12 protein-coding genes and 1 other RNA gene are annotated in these 15118 nt (G+C 59.7%); 11 read left to right on the top strand and 2 right to left on the bottom strand.

Translation table 11 applies throughout. The features are described 5' to 3' along the window. The first annotated feature begins 38 nt into the window (after positions 1-38). The 4 genes from polA (at position 39) to cydX (ending at position 6150) form a co-directional block, all read left to right on the top strand. Complete coding sequence (gene polA / locus BW967_RS03305; RefSeq protein ID WP_076483641.1) at positions 39-2897, top strand: DNA polymerase I; 2859 nt, start codon at positions 39-41, stop codon at positions 2895-2897. A 387-nt stretch (positions 2898-3284) separates the two neighbouring features. Continuing rightward, a complete protein-coding gene (locus tag BW967_RS03300; RefSeq protein ID WP_076483640.1) occupies positions 3285-4868 on the top strand; it encodes a cytochrome ubiquinol oxidase subunit I in 1584 nt (527 codons plus the stop codon). Between the two features lie 4 nt (positions 4869-4872). After that, on the top strand, positions 4873-6030 hold the full coding sequence (cydB, locus tag BW967_RS03295) for a cytochrome d ubiquinol oxidase subunit II (RefSeq protein WP_076483639.1): 1158 nt from the start codon (positions 4873-4875) through the stop codon (positions 6028-6030). A 12-nt stretch (positions 6031-6042) separates the two neighbouring features. Beyond that, the gene (gene cydX / locus BW967_RS03290; protein ID WP_076483638.1) at positions 6043-6150 is read left to right on the top strand and encodes a cytochrome bd-I oxidase subunit CydX; all 108 of its coding nucleotides are present in this window, start codon (positions 6043-6045) and stop codon (positions 6148-6150) included. 178 nt (positions 6151-6328) lie between these two features. Here cydX and ssrS read toward each other — a convergent pair. Both ssrS and BW967_RS03285 read right to left on the bottom strand, forming a co-directional pair. Continuing rightward, positions 6329-6486: non-coding RNA, 6S RNA (gene ssrS / locus BW967_RS19135), on the bottom strand. Positions 6487-6529: 43 nt separating this feature from the next. After that, a complete protein-coding gene (locus tag BW967_RS03285) occupies positions 6530-6880 on the bottom strand; it encodes a DUF6404 family protein (protein ID WP_219907867.1) in 351 nt (116 codons plus the stop codon). A 441-nt stretch (positions 6881-7321) separates the two neighbouring features. On the opposite strand from BW967_RS03285, the gene BW967_RS03280 reads away from it, so the two are divergent. From BW967_RS03280 to BW967_RS03250, 7 genes are all read left to right on the top strand, one after another. Then, entirely contained in the window at positions 7322-8347 is a 1026-nt protein-coding gene (locus BW967_RS03280; RefSeq protein WP_076483636.1) for a substrate-binding domain-containing protein, read from the top strand. 64 nt (positions 8348-8411) lie between these two features. Further along, a complete protein-coding gene (locus BW967_RS03275; protein ID WP_076483635.1) occupies positions 8412-9905 on the top strand; it encodes a sugar ABC transporter ATP-binding protein in 1494 nt (497 codons plus the stop codon). Continuing rightward, positions 9905-10849, top strand: coding sequence for an ABC transporter permease (locus BW967_RS03270; protein ID WP_076483634.1), 945 nt, complete (start codon positions 9905-9907; stop codon positions 10847-10849). The genes BW967_RS03275 and BW967_RS03270 overlap by 1 nt, the downstream gene beginning before the upstream one ends. A 12-nt stretch (positions 10850-10861) precedes the next feature. Beyond that, positions 10862-11860: an ABC transporter permease gene (locus BW967_RS03265; RefSeq protein WP_076483633.1), complete on the top strand. Its 999-nt coding sequence runs from the start codon at positions 10862-10864 to the stop codon at positions 11858-11860. Between the two features lies 1 nt (position 11861). Beyond that, positions 11862-12887: a LacI family DNA-binding transcriptional regulator gene (locus BW967_RS03260; protein ID WP_076483632.1), complete on the top strand. Its 1026-nt coding sequence runs from the start codon at positions 11862-11864 to the stop codon at positions 12885-12887. A gap of 12 nt (positions 12888-12899) precedes the next feature. After that, complete coding sequence (locus BW967_RS03255) at positions 12900-13952, top strand: sugar phosphate isomerase/epimerase family protein (protein WP_076483631.1); 1053 nt, start codon at positions 12900-12902, stop codon at positions 13950-13952. 10 nt (positions 13953-13962) lie between these two features. Next, a complete protein-coding gene (locus BW967_RS03250) occupies positions 13963-15096 on the top strand; it encodes a Gfo/Idh/MocA family protein (protein ID WP_076483630.1) in 1134 nt (377 codons plus the stop codon). Positions 15097-15118 lie beyond the last annotated feature (22 nt).

Genomic DNA, 15118 nt, shown 5'->3' with positions numbered 1-15118 from the left:
CAATACCTGCTATAAATGGACTGACGGGAGATAAGCATATGGGCGGCGGTTTCGGCAAGGGATGCCATCTGCATTTGATCGACGGCTCGGCTTTCATCTTCCGTGCCTATCACGCGCTGCCGCCGCTGACGCGCAAGTCTGACGGGCTGCCGGTGGGGGCCGTCGCGGGCTTCACCAATATGATCTACCGCTACATTGAAGAGGCGAAGGGCGATGATGCGCCCACCCATGCGGCGGTGATCTTTGACTATAGCTCCAAGACCTTCCGCAACGAGATTTACCCCGCCTACAAAGAAAACCGCCCGCCCGCGCCCGAGGATTTGCGCCCGCAATTTCCGCTCACGCGGGAGGCCACGAGGGCGTTCAACCTCGCCTGCCTTGAGATCGAAGGGTTCGAGGCCGATGACATCATTGCCACTTTGGCGCGCCAAGCGCGCGAGGCGGGGGGGCGTGTGACCATCATCTCGTCTGACAAAGACCTGATGCAATTGGTCGGCAATGGCGTTGGCATGCTCGACGCGATGAAAAACCTTGTGATCGGCCCCGATGAGGTGGAGGCCAAATTCGGCGTTCGACCTGAGAAGGTGGTGGATGTGCAGGCATTGGCGGGGGATTCGGTCGATAACGTGCCCGGCGCGCCGGGGATCGGCATCAAAACTGCCGCGCAACTGATTGCGGATTATGGCGACCTTGAAACGCTTTTGGAGCGCGCAAGCGAGATCAAACAGCCCAAGCGCCGCGAAACGCTGATCAATTTCGCCGATCAAATTCGCATCTCGAAGCAGTTGGTGACTTTGTGCGATACCGTGCCGCTTGAGTTTGGGCTTGATACGCTGGAGGTCAAAGATCCCGACCCGGATACGCTGCTGAGCTTCCTCAACGAGATGGAATTCCGCACGCTGACGAAGCGGGTGGCGGATAAGTTCGGGCGCGAAGCACCTGTTCCCGCCCCAGGCTCCAGTGATAAAGCCGCCTCCGCTTGGGCCGATGGCGCGGCCCCGCAACCGCGGCTTGACCCGCAAGCCGTGCCCGATGCGCCGATTGATCCGGCCAGCTACGTGATGATCAGCGATGCCGAAACGCTGGAGGCTTGGCTTGCCGAGGCACGCGCGACGGGCGTTGTGGCGGTAGATACGGAAACGACCGGCCTTGATGAAATGCAGGCAGATTTGGTGGGCGTGTCGCTGGCCACCGCGCCGGGCAAGGCCTGCTATATTCCGCTGGCCCATAGTTCGGGGGGAGATGATCTTTTTGGCGGAGCCGAAAAGGTCGCCGGGCAGATGGACTTTGACACGGCGCTCGCGCTCCTTAAGTCCGTGCTCGAAGATGATGCGATCCTGAAAATCGGCCAGAACATGAAATATGACTGGAAGATTTTTGCCCGCTACGGCATCCGCGTCGCGCCTTTTGATGACACGATGCTGATGTCTTACGCGATGTTTTCGGGCCTGCATGGCCACGGGATGGATGCGCTGTCGGAGGAATATCTTGGCCATCGCCCGATCCCGATCAAAGATCTGATCGGCTCTGGCAAATCGCAAATCACCTTTGACAAGGTCGCGCTCGATAAAGCCACGCCTTACGCTGCCGAAGATGCCGATATCACCTTGCGGCTTTGGCGCGCCTTCAAGCCGCAACTGTCGCGCGCGCAGGTGACCACGGTTTACGAAACGCTGGAACGCCCGCTGGTGCCGGTTTTGGCGGAAATGGAAATGGCGGGCGTGAAGGTCGATACTTCAGTTCTGTCGCGCATGTCGAACGTGTTTGCGCAGCGCATGGTGGGGCTGGAGGAAGAGATTCACAGCCTCGCGGGTCAGCCTTTTAACGTGGGGTCCCCCAAGCAATTGGGGGAGGTGCTCTTTGATGTGCTCGGCGTGCCAGGCGGCAAAAAGGGCAAAACCGGCGCCTATGCCACCGGGGCGGATGTGCTGGAAGACATCACCACGATGGAAGATCACAAGCAGGCGGCGGAACTGGCGTCTAAGGTTTTGGATTGGCGGCAAATCTCGAAGCTGAAATCGACCTATACCGACGCTCTGCAAACCCATGTGAACCCCGATACGGGCCGCGTGCATACCTCTTATAGCATTGCGGGGGCCAACACCGGGCGGCTTGCCTCCACCGATCCGAACTTGCAAAACATTCCCGTGCGGTCAGATGAAGGCCGTCGTATCCGCGAAGCATTCATCGCGCCCGAGGGACAAAAGATCGTGTCGCTCGATTATAGTCAGATCGAGTTGCGCATCTTGGCCCATGTGGCGGACCTGCCCGAGATGAAGGAAGCCTTCCGCCAAGGGATCGACATTCACGCGATGACGGCGTCGGAAATGTTTGGCGTGCCGGTGGAGGGGATGGACCCGATGATCCGCCGCCAAGCCAAGGCGATCAACTTTGGCGTCATCTACGGCATTTCCGGCTTTGGGCTTGCGCGCAATCTGCGCATTCCGCGCGCCGAGGCGCAGGGCTTCATTGACCGCTACTTTGAGCGTTTCCCCGGCATTCGCACCTATATGGATGAGACGGTTGCCTTTGCGAAAGAGCATGGCTTTGTGCAAACGCTCTTTGGCCGCAAAATCCACACACCCGAGATCAATGCCAAAGGCCCCGGCGCGGGCTTTGCCAAACGCGCCGCGATCAACGCACCAATCCAAGGGGCGGCGGCCGATATCATTCGCCGCGCGATGATCCGTATGCCGCAAGCGATTGCAGATCTGCCCGCGCGGATGCTGTTGCAGGTGCATGACGAATTGATCTTTGAGGTCGAAGAGGGCGCTGTTGATACGCTGATCGCGGCCGCCCGCAGCGTGATGGAGGGTGCGGCAGAACCTGCCGTGAAGCTCTCGCTGCCGCTGGTCGTGGATGCTGGGCAGGGCGCAAGCTGGGCCGAAGCACACTAATCAAGCGCCCAAAACGAGAGACTCACCTCGCCTAGCGCCGCGGCCCCGTGCCGCGGCGCAGTCGTTTGACGCGCGAAAAACCGCGCAGGCGCCTGCGACAAATTTGCGGAGTTAAAAAATATTTTTTGGCGCGATGGTGCGGTTTTGGCGCGAAACGCATGCGAAAACCTGAATAAAATAACTATCTTTCAGGGGGTTCTCTCGCCAAAGTGACACAGTCACACGCGTGAGTCGTCAGCTAAGCAATTGATCTACGTCAATTTTTAAAGTGGGACATTTTGCCCAAGTGCGACAGCCCGCGCAGGCGCGACAGCCCGCCGCAGGGTCCATAGCTCAAAAGACCGCCTGTACGGGACAGGGCGGACGAACCAGTTGGAGAGGACGACAATGGAGTTCGGACTTGTGGAGCTGTCGCGGCTCCAGTTTGCAGCGACAGCAATGTATCACTTCTTATTCGTGCCCCTAACACTTGGGCTTTCGATCATGCTCGCTACGATGGAGACGGTCTATGTCATGACCCGTCGTCCGATCTGGCGGCAAATGACGAAGTTCTGGGGCACGCTTTTTGGCATTAACTTTGTGCTGGGCGTGTCGACGGGGATCACGATGGAATTCCAGTTCGGCATGAACTGGAGCTATTACAGCAACTACGTGGGCGACATTTTCGGGGCGCCGCTCGCGATTGAGGGCCTGATGGCCTTCTTCTTGGAAGCCACCTTTGTGGGGCTTTGGTTCTTTGGCTGGGAAAAGCTGCGCCCGCGCGCGCATATGTTTGTCGGCTGGTGTGTGGCTATCGGCTCGAACTTCTCCGCGCTGTGGATTTTGATCGCCAATGGCTGGATGCAGAACCCGGTGGGGGCTGAGTTCAATCCGATGACCATGCGCATGGAACTTGTTGATTTCTATGCGGTGCTCTTCAATCCGGTGGCGCAGGCCAAATTTGTGCACACCGTGTCGGCGGGCTATGTGACGGCGGCGATCTTCGTGGTTGGTGTGTCGTCTTGGTATCTGCTGCGTGGCCGCCATATCGAGCTTGCGCGCCGCTCCATCGCCGTGGCTTCGGCCTTTGGTCTGGCCGCCTCTCTCTCGGTGATCGTGCTGGGCGACGAGTCGGGCTATGAAGCGACCCACAACCAAAAAATGAAGCTCGCCGCGATCGAGGGCATGTGGGAAACTGAAGAAGCGCCTGCTTCCTTCAACCTGTTCGGCATCCCCGATCAAGAAGCGCGTGAAACCAAATATGCGATCAAAATCCCTTACGTGATGGGTCTGATCGGCACGCGTTCGTTGACCGAAGAAATGCCCGGCATCAAAGAGTTGGTCGAAGGTGCCGAGGTGCGCATTCGTGATGGTCTCATTGCCTATGACGCGCTGATGCAGATCCGCGCCAATAAAGGCGATGTCGCCCCCGAGGTGACGGCGGCCTTTGAAGCGCATTCGGATGACCTTGGCTATGCGATGCTTCTGTCGTCGATGGTCGAAGATCCGATGACCGCCACCGATGAACAAATCGAGGCGGCGGCGTGGAAAACGGTGCCCGGCGTGGCGCCGATGTTCTGGACCTTCCGTTTGATGGTGGGCTTTGGCTTCTTCATGTTGGCGCTGCTGACCTACATGTTCTACGTCACCAACTTCCGGGGCGGAAACTATCCGCAGCTTGCGCTGAAAACGGCGGTCTTCATCATTCCGATGCCGTGGTTGGCCGCTGAAATGGGCTGGTTCGTGGCCGAGTTCGGTCGCCAACCTTGGACCGTGGACGGGCTTTTGCCCACCGCGCTGTCGGCTTCGCACCTTTCGGTGTGGGATCTGGCGGTGACGCTTGGTGGTTTCGTGGCGCTTTATACCACGCTTTTGATCATCGAGATGAAGCTGATGCTGGCCGCGATCCGCAAGGGCCCGGTGCAAGACGTCGAGGTCGTTGCGGCCTGGAACGCCAAGCACGCCCCTGTCGCCGCCCAACCTGCGGAGTAAGACCATGATCTTGCATGAACTTCTAAACTACGAAATCCTGCGCGTGATCTGGTGGGGCTTGCTGGGCGTGTTGCTTATTGGCCTTGCCGCCACCGATGGCTTTGACATGGGCGTGGCGGCGCTTTTGCCCTTCGTCGGCACCAGCGACGCCGAGCGCCGCGTGGTGATCAACACCGTTGGCCCTGTGTGGGAAGGCAACCAAGTCTGGCTGATTTTGGGCGGTGGGGCGATCTTCGCCGCTTGGCCGCCGCTTTATGCGGTCAGCTTCTCGGGCTTTTACCTTGCCATGTTCTTGGTGCTGGCAGCGCTGATCTTGCGGCCTGTGGGCTTCAAGTATCGCAACAAGCGCGACAGCTTCACGTGGCGCACGCGCTGGGACTGGGCGCTCTTTATCGGTGGGGCTGTGCCTGCGCTGATCTTTGGTGTCGCGGTCGGCAACGTGTTGCAAGGTGTGCCTTTCACGCTCGAAGATAACCTGCTTTCGGTCTATCCGGGCAACTTCATCATGAAGCTTCTGGGCCTTCTGAACCCGTTCGCGCTTTTTGTGGGTGTGGTGTCTTTGACGATGCACCTCAGCCATGGCGCATCTTGGCTCGTTCTCAAGACCGAAGGCGCTGTGCAAGCGCGGGCGCGTCGCTTTGGGACCTTTGCCGGCCTTGCCGCGATCGTGACCTTTGCGCTGGCTGGCGTGTGGTTGGCCTTCGGGGTCGAGGGCTATCGCTTCGTAAGCGAGCCCGATCACTTCGGCCCGTCGAACCCGCTTTTGTCGGAAGTGGTGCGCGGTGGTTCGTGGCTTGACGCCTACACCACCCGCCCGTGGATCATGATCGCTCCGATCATGGGCTTCGTGGGCATGGCGGCGCAGGTGATCTTGATGCGGCTGTGGAGTGGTTGGTCGGTCGTTGCGGGCAAAGTGGGTATCTTTGGCATCATCTCGACGGTGGGTCTGACGATGTTCCCCTTCATCCTGCCCTCGTCGCTGAACCCGACCGCTTCGCTTACGGTGTGGGATAGCTCGTCGTCGCATATGACGCTGTTCATCATGCTCGTTTGCGCGGTGATCTTCATGCCGATCATCCTTGCCTACACCTCCTGGGTCTACAAAGTGCTCTGGGGCAAGGTCACGCAAGAAGACGTCACCTCCAACCCCAACGCTTACTAAGAGGTCTGAAACATGTGGTATTTTGCCTGGCTTCTGGGTCTGCCGGTCGCGGTGATGTTCGGTGTGATCAACGCGATGTGGTTTGAACTGCAAGAGGACCGCCGCGCGCGCGGCGAGTGATGCAAGCTTCCGGCGGCGTGTATCGCGCCGTTGGGCCCCGGCATCGCGTCCCTGCGTCTGTTCGGGTTACTTGTCGCCCGGGTCATTGGCCCGGGCGGCTTTTTTATGGCCGACTGCCGCGCAACGTCGGGCCGAAGAAGGCCCGTGCTCAAAGTTGTTGGCGGAGGGGGGAGGGGTGACGGAAACCGCAGCGACCGTGGGGGCGAAATTTCCCGAGAGCCTGACGAGTCAGGTGGGCGCCAGGTACCAAGGCCAGGGCCATGGAAGAGCCAGCTCCCTCAGGAATGGTTATCGGCCACTGGAAAAAGGCCCCGTTTACGCGAAGAGCAGTAACCGTCACGGGCAGAGATAGGATGCACGCCCCGCTTCGGCAAGGGGGTCAGAGTTCTTCCCAGCGGCTCAGCCCCTTACGGCACCAGCGCATCCGCTCCAGAAAGCCCATCAGCAAGGTGAAAAGCGGAATCGCAATCAGCGACATCGCCAAAATAATGGTTGGGTCTTGCCTGAACGAGGTCCAGTGCCACAGCACATTGACCACGAAATTGATCAAAGCGAAGGGAATGCCATAGGCCAAAAGCCGCAGATGCAGCGGCAGATAGGGCCAAGGGCGCGGCGACTCGCCCAACATGCGCAGCAAAAATGGCATCCCCGGAATCATGCGGGGTGCCTTCAGGCCGACTGAGTCTAATTCGGCCTTTGCTGCAGCAAGACGGCGCTCGTATTCCGACATTCCGGACACCTTAGTTCAATTGAATTTATAAAATTGCGCGTTGGCCGCGCGGGGTCAAAACGGCGCGATGCCGCATGCGACATGCGGTGGTTTAGGGGCGGGTTAAGCCGATCTGTGGTGGGCGCAGCGGTCTGCGCTTTGACGCGGCCTGATGTGAGGCCGCTTCGGAGACGTTTTTCACTGTCTTTTCTGAGGCAACGCGCAGTTTCGCGGCGTGTTGGCTATGCGCATCCGTTGACGGCGCGGAACCCCTTCTTCGTCGGCAATTGACAAATGTAACCGATTACATCACGCTGTCGTCAATGAATCAGGGTGCTAAACACTGAGTCTGGACGCAGAGGGCGGGAGATCGTTCTTACACCGTTGGGGGAGACGGGTCCGGCGCAGCAGCATCTGACGATCTCGTCAAAGGTCCGGCTGTTCCGGGCAAAAGGAGGAAAAATGCAATCCAAATGGTTCATCGCCGCGGTGACGGCAACGGCACTGGGCACAGTGGCGACGGGCGCCTGCGCCGATACGTTCAAGATTGGCCTTTCGAATGGCTGGGTCGGGAGCGAATGGCGCACCCAGATGATTGAAGAGGCGCAAGCCGCCGCCGCCGCTTGGGCGGATGAAGGGACCACTGTGGAAGTGGTGGTGCAAAGCGCCAACGTCGATGCGCAGGGCCAAATTGGTCAGGTGCGCAACTTCATCAACCAAGGCGTGGACGCGATCATCATCAACGCCAACAGCCCGACCGCCTTTAGCCCGATCTTCGCACAAGCTGCGGCGCGCGGGATTTTGGTGATTGCCACCGATGCGGAAGTGTCTTCGCAAGACGCGATCTATGTTGGCATCGACCATAAAGAATGGGCGATGCAATCGGCGAAATGGCTCGCCGAGACGCTCGAAGGCAAAGGCAATATCGTTGCGATCAACGGTGTTGCGGGGCACCCGGCAAACGAAATGCGCGTTGCGGGCTATCGTGAGGTGTTTGCCGAATACCCCGATATCCACGTTCTGAATGAAGCCAATGCGAACTGGGATCAGGCGCAGGGCCAACAGGTGATGCAAAACCTGCTCGCCACCTACCCGGATCTGCAAGGCGTTTGGGTGCAAGACGGGATGGCCGCAGGCGCTTGGCGCGCGATCATGGCCGCCGAGAAAAAAGACGATATCGCCGCCACAGGGGAAATCCGTAAGGACTTCATGACCGTGTGGAGCGAAGAAAACCTGACCTCTGGCGCCTCGGTGAACCCGCCCGGCGTTATGGCGAGCGCGCTCAACGTGGCGGTGCTGAAGCTGCAAGGCCGCGAGTTCAAAGACGATATCTTCACCGGCACCTATGGCAATGCGATCTATCTGCCGATCCCGTTCGTCTCGAACGAGAACCTGGCGGAGAAACTCTCTGAAGCCGAAGGCAAGCCCGGCTATTGGTCGGTGACCGCCGCGATTTCGCCGGAAGAAGCGGCCGCTTTCTTCAAATAATCCATGCTCTTGGGGTGCCCGCGCTTCAATGCGCGGGTATCCGACCAGCAAAATGGGGGCCGCCATGAATATGGCCATCGAGGCGAAAAGCCTAACCAAGACATTTGGCTCGGTGCGTGCCCTGACAGAGGGGCGGCTACGGGTCGCCGAAGGGGAAATCCACGCGCTTTTAGGGGCGAATGGATGCGGCAAGAGCACCTTGTCAAAGATTATCGCGGGCACCCATGCACCAAGCTCGGGCAGCCTGCGGATCAATGGGCAAGAGGTGAGCTTTGCCTCGCCCCGCGCCGCAGAAGACGCGGGCGTCGCGCTCTTCTATCAGGAGCTGAGCCTGATCCCGCAGCTTTCTGTGGAAGCGAATATCTTCTTGGGTCGGGAGCCGCGCACCGCAGTGGGCGCGATTGACCGCAAGGCGATGCGCGCCATGGCGCAAAAGCTGATTGACCGATTTGGGGAAGCCGTCGGGCCGGGGCTGCGCCCCGAAGCACGGGTGAGCGATCTGCAACCGGGAGAACGGCAGATCGTCGAAATTCTCAAAGTCTATGCAAAGAACCCGCGCATCGTGATCATGGATGAGGCGACGGCAGCGCTGGATAGCCGTCAGGTGGCGGTATTCTTTGATTTCCTGCGTGAAAAACGTGGCGAGGGGGTCTCGACCGTTTTTATCTCGCATCGGCTGGCTGAGGTATTTGCGATTTGCGACCGGATCACGGTGATGCGCAATGGCGAAACCGTGGCGGAAATGACGGTCGCCGATACGACGCAAGAAGAGGTCGTGCGGATGATGGTGGGCGATATTCACCGCCCGCAAAAACGTGCGGCGAAAACCGGCACGGCGACGCCGATCTTTGAGGTGCGGAACATAACGGGCGCACGTTTCCACGATGTGTCGCTGAGCCTTGCGCCCGGAGAAATTCTTGGCCTTGGCGGCTTGCAAGGGCAGGGGCAATCGGCGCTTTTGCGCGGTCTCTTTGGGATCACGCCGCTCACTGCGGGCACATTGCATCTTGAGGGGCGGGCCTGCCGCATGCGCCGCCCCGCGCAAGCGATGGCAGAGGGGCTGGCCTATGTTTCGGGCGACCGGGTCTCGGATTCCGTTCTGCAGGGGCGCTCGATCTATGAAAACCTGCTGGCGGCATTGGTGATGCGCGAAGGCAAGCTTTGGCTCTCGCCGCGTCAGATGGCGCCGCGTCTAAGCGCCGAAGCCGCAAGCCTGAAAACCAAATATGCCCAGCTGTCTGATGCGATCAACACGCTCTCTGGCGGCAACCAGCAAAAGGTGTTTATCGCGCGTTGGCTGGCCACGCAGCCGCGTATCTTGTTGCTGGATGACCCGACCAAAGGCATCGACCTTGGCGCGAAAGCGGATCTTTTTGCCTTGATCCGCGATCTGGCCGACAAGGGCGTGGGCATCATTCTCTATTCGTCAGAGGAATCCGAACTTCTGGACAATTGTGACCGGATCGCTGTCTTCAATGGCGGTGCGGTGGTCACCGAATTGTCTGGCGCGACGCTCGATTCCTTCCATCTGACCCGTGCCGCTTTTGGAGAGTCATGATGCGCGCTCTTTTGAAAATGGAACGTCCTGCATGGCTTTTGGCCGCTGCCGCGCTTGTCGTTTTGGTGGTGATCAACGGGCTGGTGCAGAAGGGCTTCTTTGCGCCTATGGTGTTGCAATCAAACCTGACCACCTTCTTGCCGCTGGTGCTGGTGGCGATTGGCCAGACCTATGTGATCTTGGCGGGAGACATTGATCTTTCGGTGGGGGCGGTTGCGGCGCTTGTGAATGTGATCACCGTCAGCGTCATGGCCGCTTTGGGCGGAAGTGCTGGCGCGATTGCTGCGGGCATGGCCGCGGGAATTTTGGTCGCGGTTGCTTGCGGGCTCCTTAATGGTTTGCTTATCGCAGTGCTGCGGCTTCAACCGATGGTGACGACCTTTGGCACCGGGATCATCTTTTCTGCGCTTGCGCTTTGGGTGTTGCCGCAAGCGGGGCTCGTGGTGCCAGATGCCTATTGGAGCACTTATGGTGGCGCGATCCTTGACGTGCCAACGGTCCTGTGGATTTTGCTGCTCGCCGGGCTGTTCGTCTTTGTGCTGGCGCGGTTGCCGTTTCAAAGCTGGCTCAAAGCCGTGGGCGGAAACCGCTCTGGCGCGTTTCAAAGCGGCCTGCCGCTTACGGGGATCCGCATCAAGGCTTTCGTGCTGAGTGCGATCTTCGCCGGCTTGGCCGCACTATGCCTGACGGGGGAAACCGCGACCGGTGACCCGCTGATGGGGCAAAGCCTTGGTATGGGCTCAATCTCCGCTGTTGCGCTGGGCGGCACGCTTTTGTCTGGCGGCGTTGGCGGTGCGATGGGCTCTATCCTTGGGGCGCTGCTTTTGGGGATGATCGGCAATGTGATCTACTTCGCCGGGCTGCCCTATGAATATCAAACGCTGGTGCAGGGTTTGATCGTTTTGGCGGCCCTCGCGGGCGGCGTGGTTCTGGCGCGTCGGTAAGGAGAGTGTGAGATGAGCGATGGCCTTACCTCTGATATCAACGCGCGCCCTTGGCAAACAAAAGCGCTCACATTACTGCGCGATCCGCTGACACTGGCGCTGTTGGCGATTGTCGTGATGCTCGGTATCGGCGAGGCGCTGTCTCCGGGCTTTGCGCGCGGCGATCAAATCGTTCGGCTTTTGACCGTGGCTGCGCTTTTGGGCATCGCGGCGGCTGGGCAAAACCTTGTGATCTTGTCCGGCGGTGCGGGGATCGACCTTTCCGTCGGTGCGCTGATCTCTTTCGGCGCGGTGGTTGCGGGCAATGTGATGAACGGCGCGGATGCCGCGATCTTGCCTGCAATTCTGGCCGCAATCGCCGTGACCTTCCTGTTTGGCTGCGTGAACGGGATCGGTGTGACGGTAATCCGTATCCCGCCCATCGTGATGACGCTTGGAATGATGGCGGTAGTTCAAGGCGGTCTGGTGGTCTTTTCGCAAGGCATCCCCTCGGGTAATGCCGCGCCCGCGCTGATGAACTTCATCAACAAGCCGATGCTGTTTGGCCTGCCGGGGATTTTGTTTGCCTGGCTTGCGCTCAGCATCGCCATGGTGATTTTGCTGCGCCGCACCTCGCTTGGTTTTGCGATCTATGCGATTGGCGCGAATGAGCAAGCGGCGCGCTTGGTTGGGCTTCCGGTCAAAACGGTGCGGGTGTTGGTCTTTGGGCTTTCGGGTGCGCTTGCAGGCCTGACTGGGGTGATGGTGATCGGCTATACCGGCAACTCTTTCATCTCGGTGGGCGATCAATACATGCTTCCCACGATCATCGCCGTGGTCATCGGTGGTACTTCGCTTGCGGGGGGCAGCGGTGGTTATGTGGGCACGGTCGCGGGGGCGATTGCCTTGGTGCTGCTGCAAAGCCTGCTGACCACGCTGCATCTGGAGGTTTGGGGACGGCAATTGATCTTTGGCGCCACGCTCCTTGTCTTGCTGGGCATGTACGGACGCCAGCAAGCCCCTCGGGTTTAAGATGGTCGGCGCGTCACCAAATATCCGCGATGTTGCGCGCCGGGCGGGCGTGTCAACGGCGACGGTGTCGCGCACCTTGGCGCAACCCGATAAGGTGCGCGAAGATACCCGCCAAAAGGTGATGGAAGCGGTTGAGGCGCTCGGGTTCGTGCCAAATGACCGGGCGCGGGTGTTGCGTCGCCAAACAAGCAAAACCGTCATTTTGCTGGTGCGCGATATCTCCAACCCGTTCTACCTCGATATTTACAAAGGCGTCGAAGAGGCGGCCTTTGCCGCAGGGTATAAGGTTTTGATGGGCGATGCGCGCGATGATGACGAGCGTATCAGCCATTACATTGATGCGGTGCGCGAGCGCCATGCCGATGGGTTGATTTTGATGATCGGGCGGCTTCCCGCCCGTTTTCTGGAAGACCCGGCCCGCCTGCCGCCGGTTGTGGTGGCCTCTGAGGCGATCCAAGAAATGGACCTGCCTACGGTCAAGGTGGACAACGTCGCCGCCGCGCAGGGCGCGGTGGAATATCTTATCGCCAGCGGGCATCACCGGATCATTCATCTTGCGGGGCCGGTGGATGATTATCTGGGCACCGCCCGGCTTGAGGGCTACCGCGCCGCATTAGAAGCCGCCGGGATCGCCTATGATCCAGGCCTTGTTCTCTCGGGCGATTTCTCTTTGGTGGCGGGGCGTGATCTGATCGACGGGCTGCTTGTGCGCGGCGCAGAATTCAGTGCGATTTTTGCCGCGAGCGACCAGATGGCGATTGGGGCCATCACCGCGCTGCGCCAGCACGGCTTGCAGGTGCCCAAAGACGTTTCGGTGATTGGCTTTGACGATACGTTGATTGCCTCGATGGTCGATCCGGCGCTGACCACGGTGCACCAGCCGCGCCGCGATATTGGCTTTGCCGCCATGCAGATGATGATCGCGCGGCTGAACGGCACCATGACCCCACCCGATCAAATTTTCCCGACAGAGCTTGTGGTGCGGGGGTCTACCCGCGCGCGGCCTGTCGATACACCCTCGCCATGAAAGGGGATCCAGATGAAAACGCTCAAGGGACCGGGCCTGTTTTTGGCTCAATTCGTGGGGACGACCGCGCCGTTTGACAACCTGGATGGGTTGGCAAGCTGGGCGGCTGATCTTGGTTATAAGGGGCTACAACTGCCCACCACGGCAGGCCTTTTTGATCTGGAAAAGGCCGCGACCTCGAAAACCTATGCCGATGAGCTGACAGGGCGTTTGGCCGAAAAAGGCGTGGTGATCACCGAACTTTCCACCCACCTGCAAGGCCAGCTCGTTGCCGTGCATCCGGCCTATGACGCGCTTTTTGACGGTTTTGCTCCCGCTGAGGTCCGGGGCAACCCGACTGCGCGCACCGCTTGGGCGACCGAGCAACTGAAACTGGCCGCGCAAGCCTCGCGCAATTTGGGGCTAAAGGCGCATGCCAGCTTCTCGGGCGCTTTGGCTTGGCCCTATGTCTATCCGTGGCCGCAACGCCCCGCGGGGTTGGTGGAGACTGCGTTTGAAGAATTGGCGAAACGCTGGACACCGATTTTGGATGCCTATGAAGAGGCCGGTGTCGATCTTTGTTTTGAGCTGCACCCCGGCGAAGATCTGCATGATGGCGTAACCTTTGAGCGGTTCTTGGAGGCCACAGGCAACCATGCCCGCGCCAATATCCTTTATGACCCGTCGCATTTTGTGTTGCAGGCGCTCGACTATCTGCAATTCATCGACATCTATCACGATCGTATTCGCGCCTTCCATGTGAAGGATGCAGAGTTGCAGGTCTCGGGCCGCTCGGGTGTTTACGGCGGTTATCAAGGCTGGGTCGATCGCCCCGGTCGGTTCCGCTCGCTGGGCGATGGCACGGTCGATTTCAAAGGCATCTTCTCGAAACTCGCGCAATACGATTTCGATGGTTGGGCCGTGCTTGAGTGGGAATGTGCGCTCAAACACCCAGAGCAAGGCGCGGCTGAAGGGGCTGCCTTCATCCGCGACCATATCATTCGCGTGACCGAACATGCCTTTGATGATTTTGCCCAAAGCGGCGTGGATCACGCGGCAAATCTGAAACTTCTGGGCCTGAACTAAGGATAAGACCATGAGCAAATCTCGTATTCGTATTGGCATGGTCGGCGGGGGCGAAACCGCCTTTATCGGCGGGGTGCACCGTATTGCGATGCGCATCGACGACCAGTTCGACTTGGTTGCCGGCGCGCTGGATGCCGATGCCGCGCGTGGGCGGTCCTTTGCCGCGACGCTTGGGATTGCCGCAGACCGCGCCTATGACAGCTATCTGGATATGTTCGCGGCAGAGGCGGCGCGTCCCGACGGGATTGAGGCCGTTTCCATCGTTACGCCGAACTTCTTGCATTTTCCGGTGGCGAAAGCGGCGCTTGAAGCCGGGATCCATGTGATCTGTGAAAAGCCGATGACGGTCACGCTTGAAGAGGCCGAAGAACTGGCGGCGCTGGTGGCGTCGAGCGGCAAGCAATTCTTCCTGACCCATACCTACACCGGTTATCCGATGGTGCGGCAGATGCGCGAGATGATCGCCGCTGGCGAAATTGGCACGCTGCGCAGGGTCGAGGCGGAATATCTGCAAGATTGGCTTGCCGATGCTGTGGAAGACACGGGCGCAGAAGGGGCTGTTTGGCGCACCGATCCGAAAAAGGCGGGCGCGGGCGGGGCGATTGGCGATGTGGGAACCCATGCCTACAACCTCGCCGCCTTTGTGACGGGGCAGGAGCCGGTCGAACTTTTGGCGGAGCTTAGTTCCTTCGTGAAGGGTCGCCGGGTCGATGATGATGCGGCGATCTTGCTGCGCTACCAAGACGGTGCGAAGGGCTCGATTTTGGCGAGCCAAGTCCTTCCGGGCAATGGCAACAACCTGTCGCTGCGGGTCTATGGCGATAAGGCCGGGCTCGAATGGCGCCAAGAGGCCCCCGAGGAGTTGTATTTCACCCGCCTTGGTGCGCCGCGCCAACTGCTGCGTCGAAATGGCGCCGGGGCCACGCCCGCCGCCGTTTCAGGCAGCCGTGTGCCTGCGGCCCATCCAGAAGGCTATCTGGAGGCATTCGCCAATCTTTACCGGGATGCAGCCAAGGCGATTATCGGCGAAACTGGTCCGAGCACCGTGCCCGGTGCGCCTGATGGCGTGGCGGGGCTGTCGTTTGTGGAGGCTTGCTTGAAGTCTGCGCAGGCTGGCTCGGTTTGGGTGCGTCTGGCGGACTAAGTGAACACGCGGGGCCTATGCG

Source organism: Rhodobacter aestuarii (genome assembly GCF_900156655.1).
In the GTDB taxonomy this organism is placed as follows: Bacteria; Pseudomonadota; Alphaproteobacteria; order Rhodobacterales; family Rhodobacteraceae; genus Rhodobacter; species Rhodobacter aestuarii.
The sequence above is the reverse complement of the archived record's forward strand: the minus strand, read 5'-3'. Positions and strand labels throughout refer to the sequence as shown.

Coding starts and splice junctions, on each gene's coding strand:
- polA (WP_076483641.1), top strand. CDS start 39: ATGGGCGGCGGTTTCGGCAAGGGATGCCATCTGCATTTGATCGACGGC.
- BW967_RS03300 (WP_076483640.1), top strand. CDS start 3,285: ATGGAGTTCGGACTTGTGGAGCTGTCGCGGCTCCAGTTTGCAGCGACA.
- cydB (WP_076483639.1), top strand. CDS start 4,873: ATGATCTTGCATGAACTTCTAAACTACGAAATCCTGCGCGTGATCTGG.
- cydX (WP_076483638.1), top strand. CDS start 6,043: ATGTGGTATTTTGCCTGGCTTCTGGGTCTGCCGGTCGCGGTGATGTTC.
- BW967_RS03285 (WP_219907867.1), bottom strand. CDS start 6,880: ATGTCGGAATACGAGCGCCGTCTTGCTGCAGCAAAGGCCGAATTAGAC.
- BW967_RS03280 (WP_076483636.1), top strand. CDS start 7,322: ATGCAATCCAAATGGTTCATCGCCGCGGTGACGGCAACGGCACTGGGC.
- BW967_RS03275 (WP_076483635.1), top strand. CDS start 8,412: ATGAATATGGCCATCGAGGCGAAAAGCCTAACCAAGACATTTGGCTCG.
- BW967_RS03270 (WP_076483634.1), top strand. CDS start 9,905: ATGCGCGCTCTTTTGAAAATGGAACGTCCTGCATGGCTTTTGGCCGCT.
- BW967_RS03265 (WP_076483633.1), top strand. CDS start 10,862: ATGAGCGATGGCCTTACCTCTGATATCAACGCGCGCCCTTGGCAAACA.
- BW967_RS03260 (WP_076483632.1), top strand. CDS start 11,862: ATGGTCGGCGCGTCACCAAATATCCGCGATGTTGCGCGCCGGGCGGGC.
- BW967_RS03255 (WP_076483631.1), top strand. CDS start 12,900: ATGAAAACGCTCAAGGGACCGGGCCTGTTTTTGGCTCAATTCGTGGGG.
- BW967_RS03250 (WP_076483630.1), top strand. CDS start 13,963: ATGAGCAAATCTCGTATTCGTATTGGCATGGTCGGCGGGGGCGAAACC.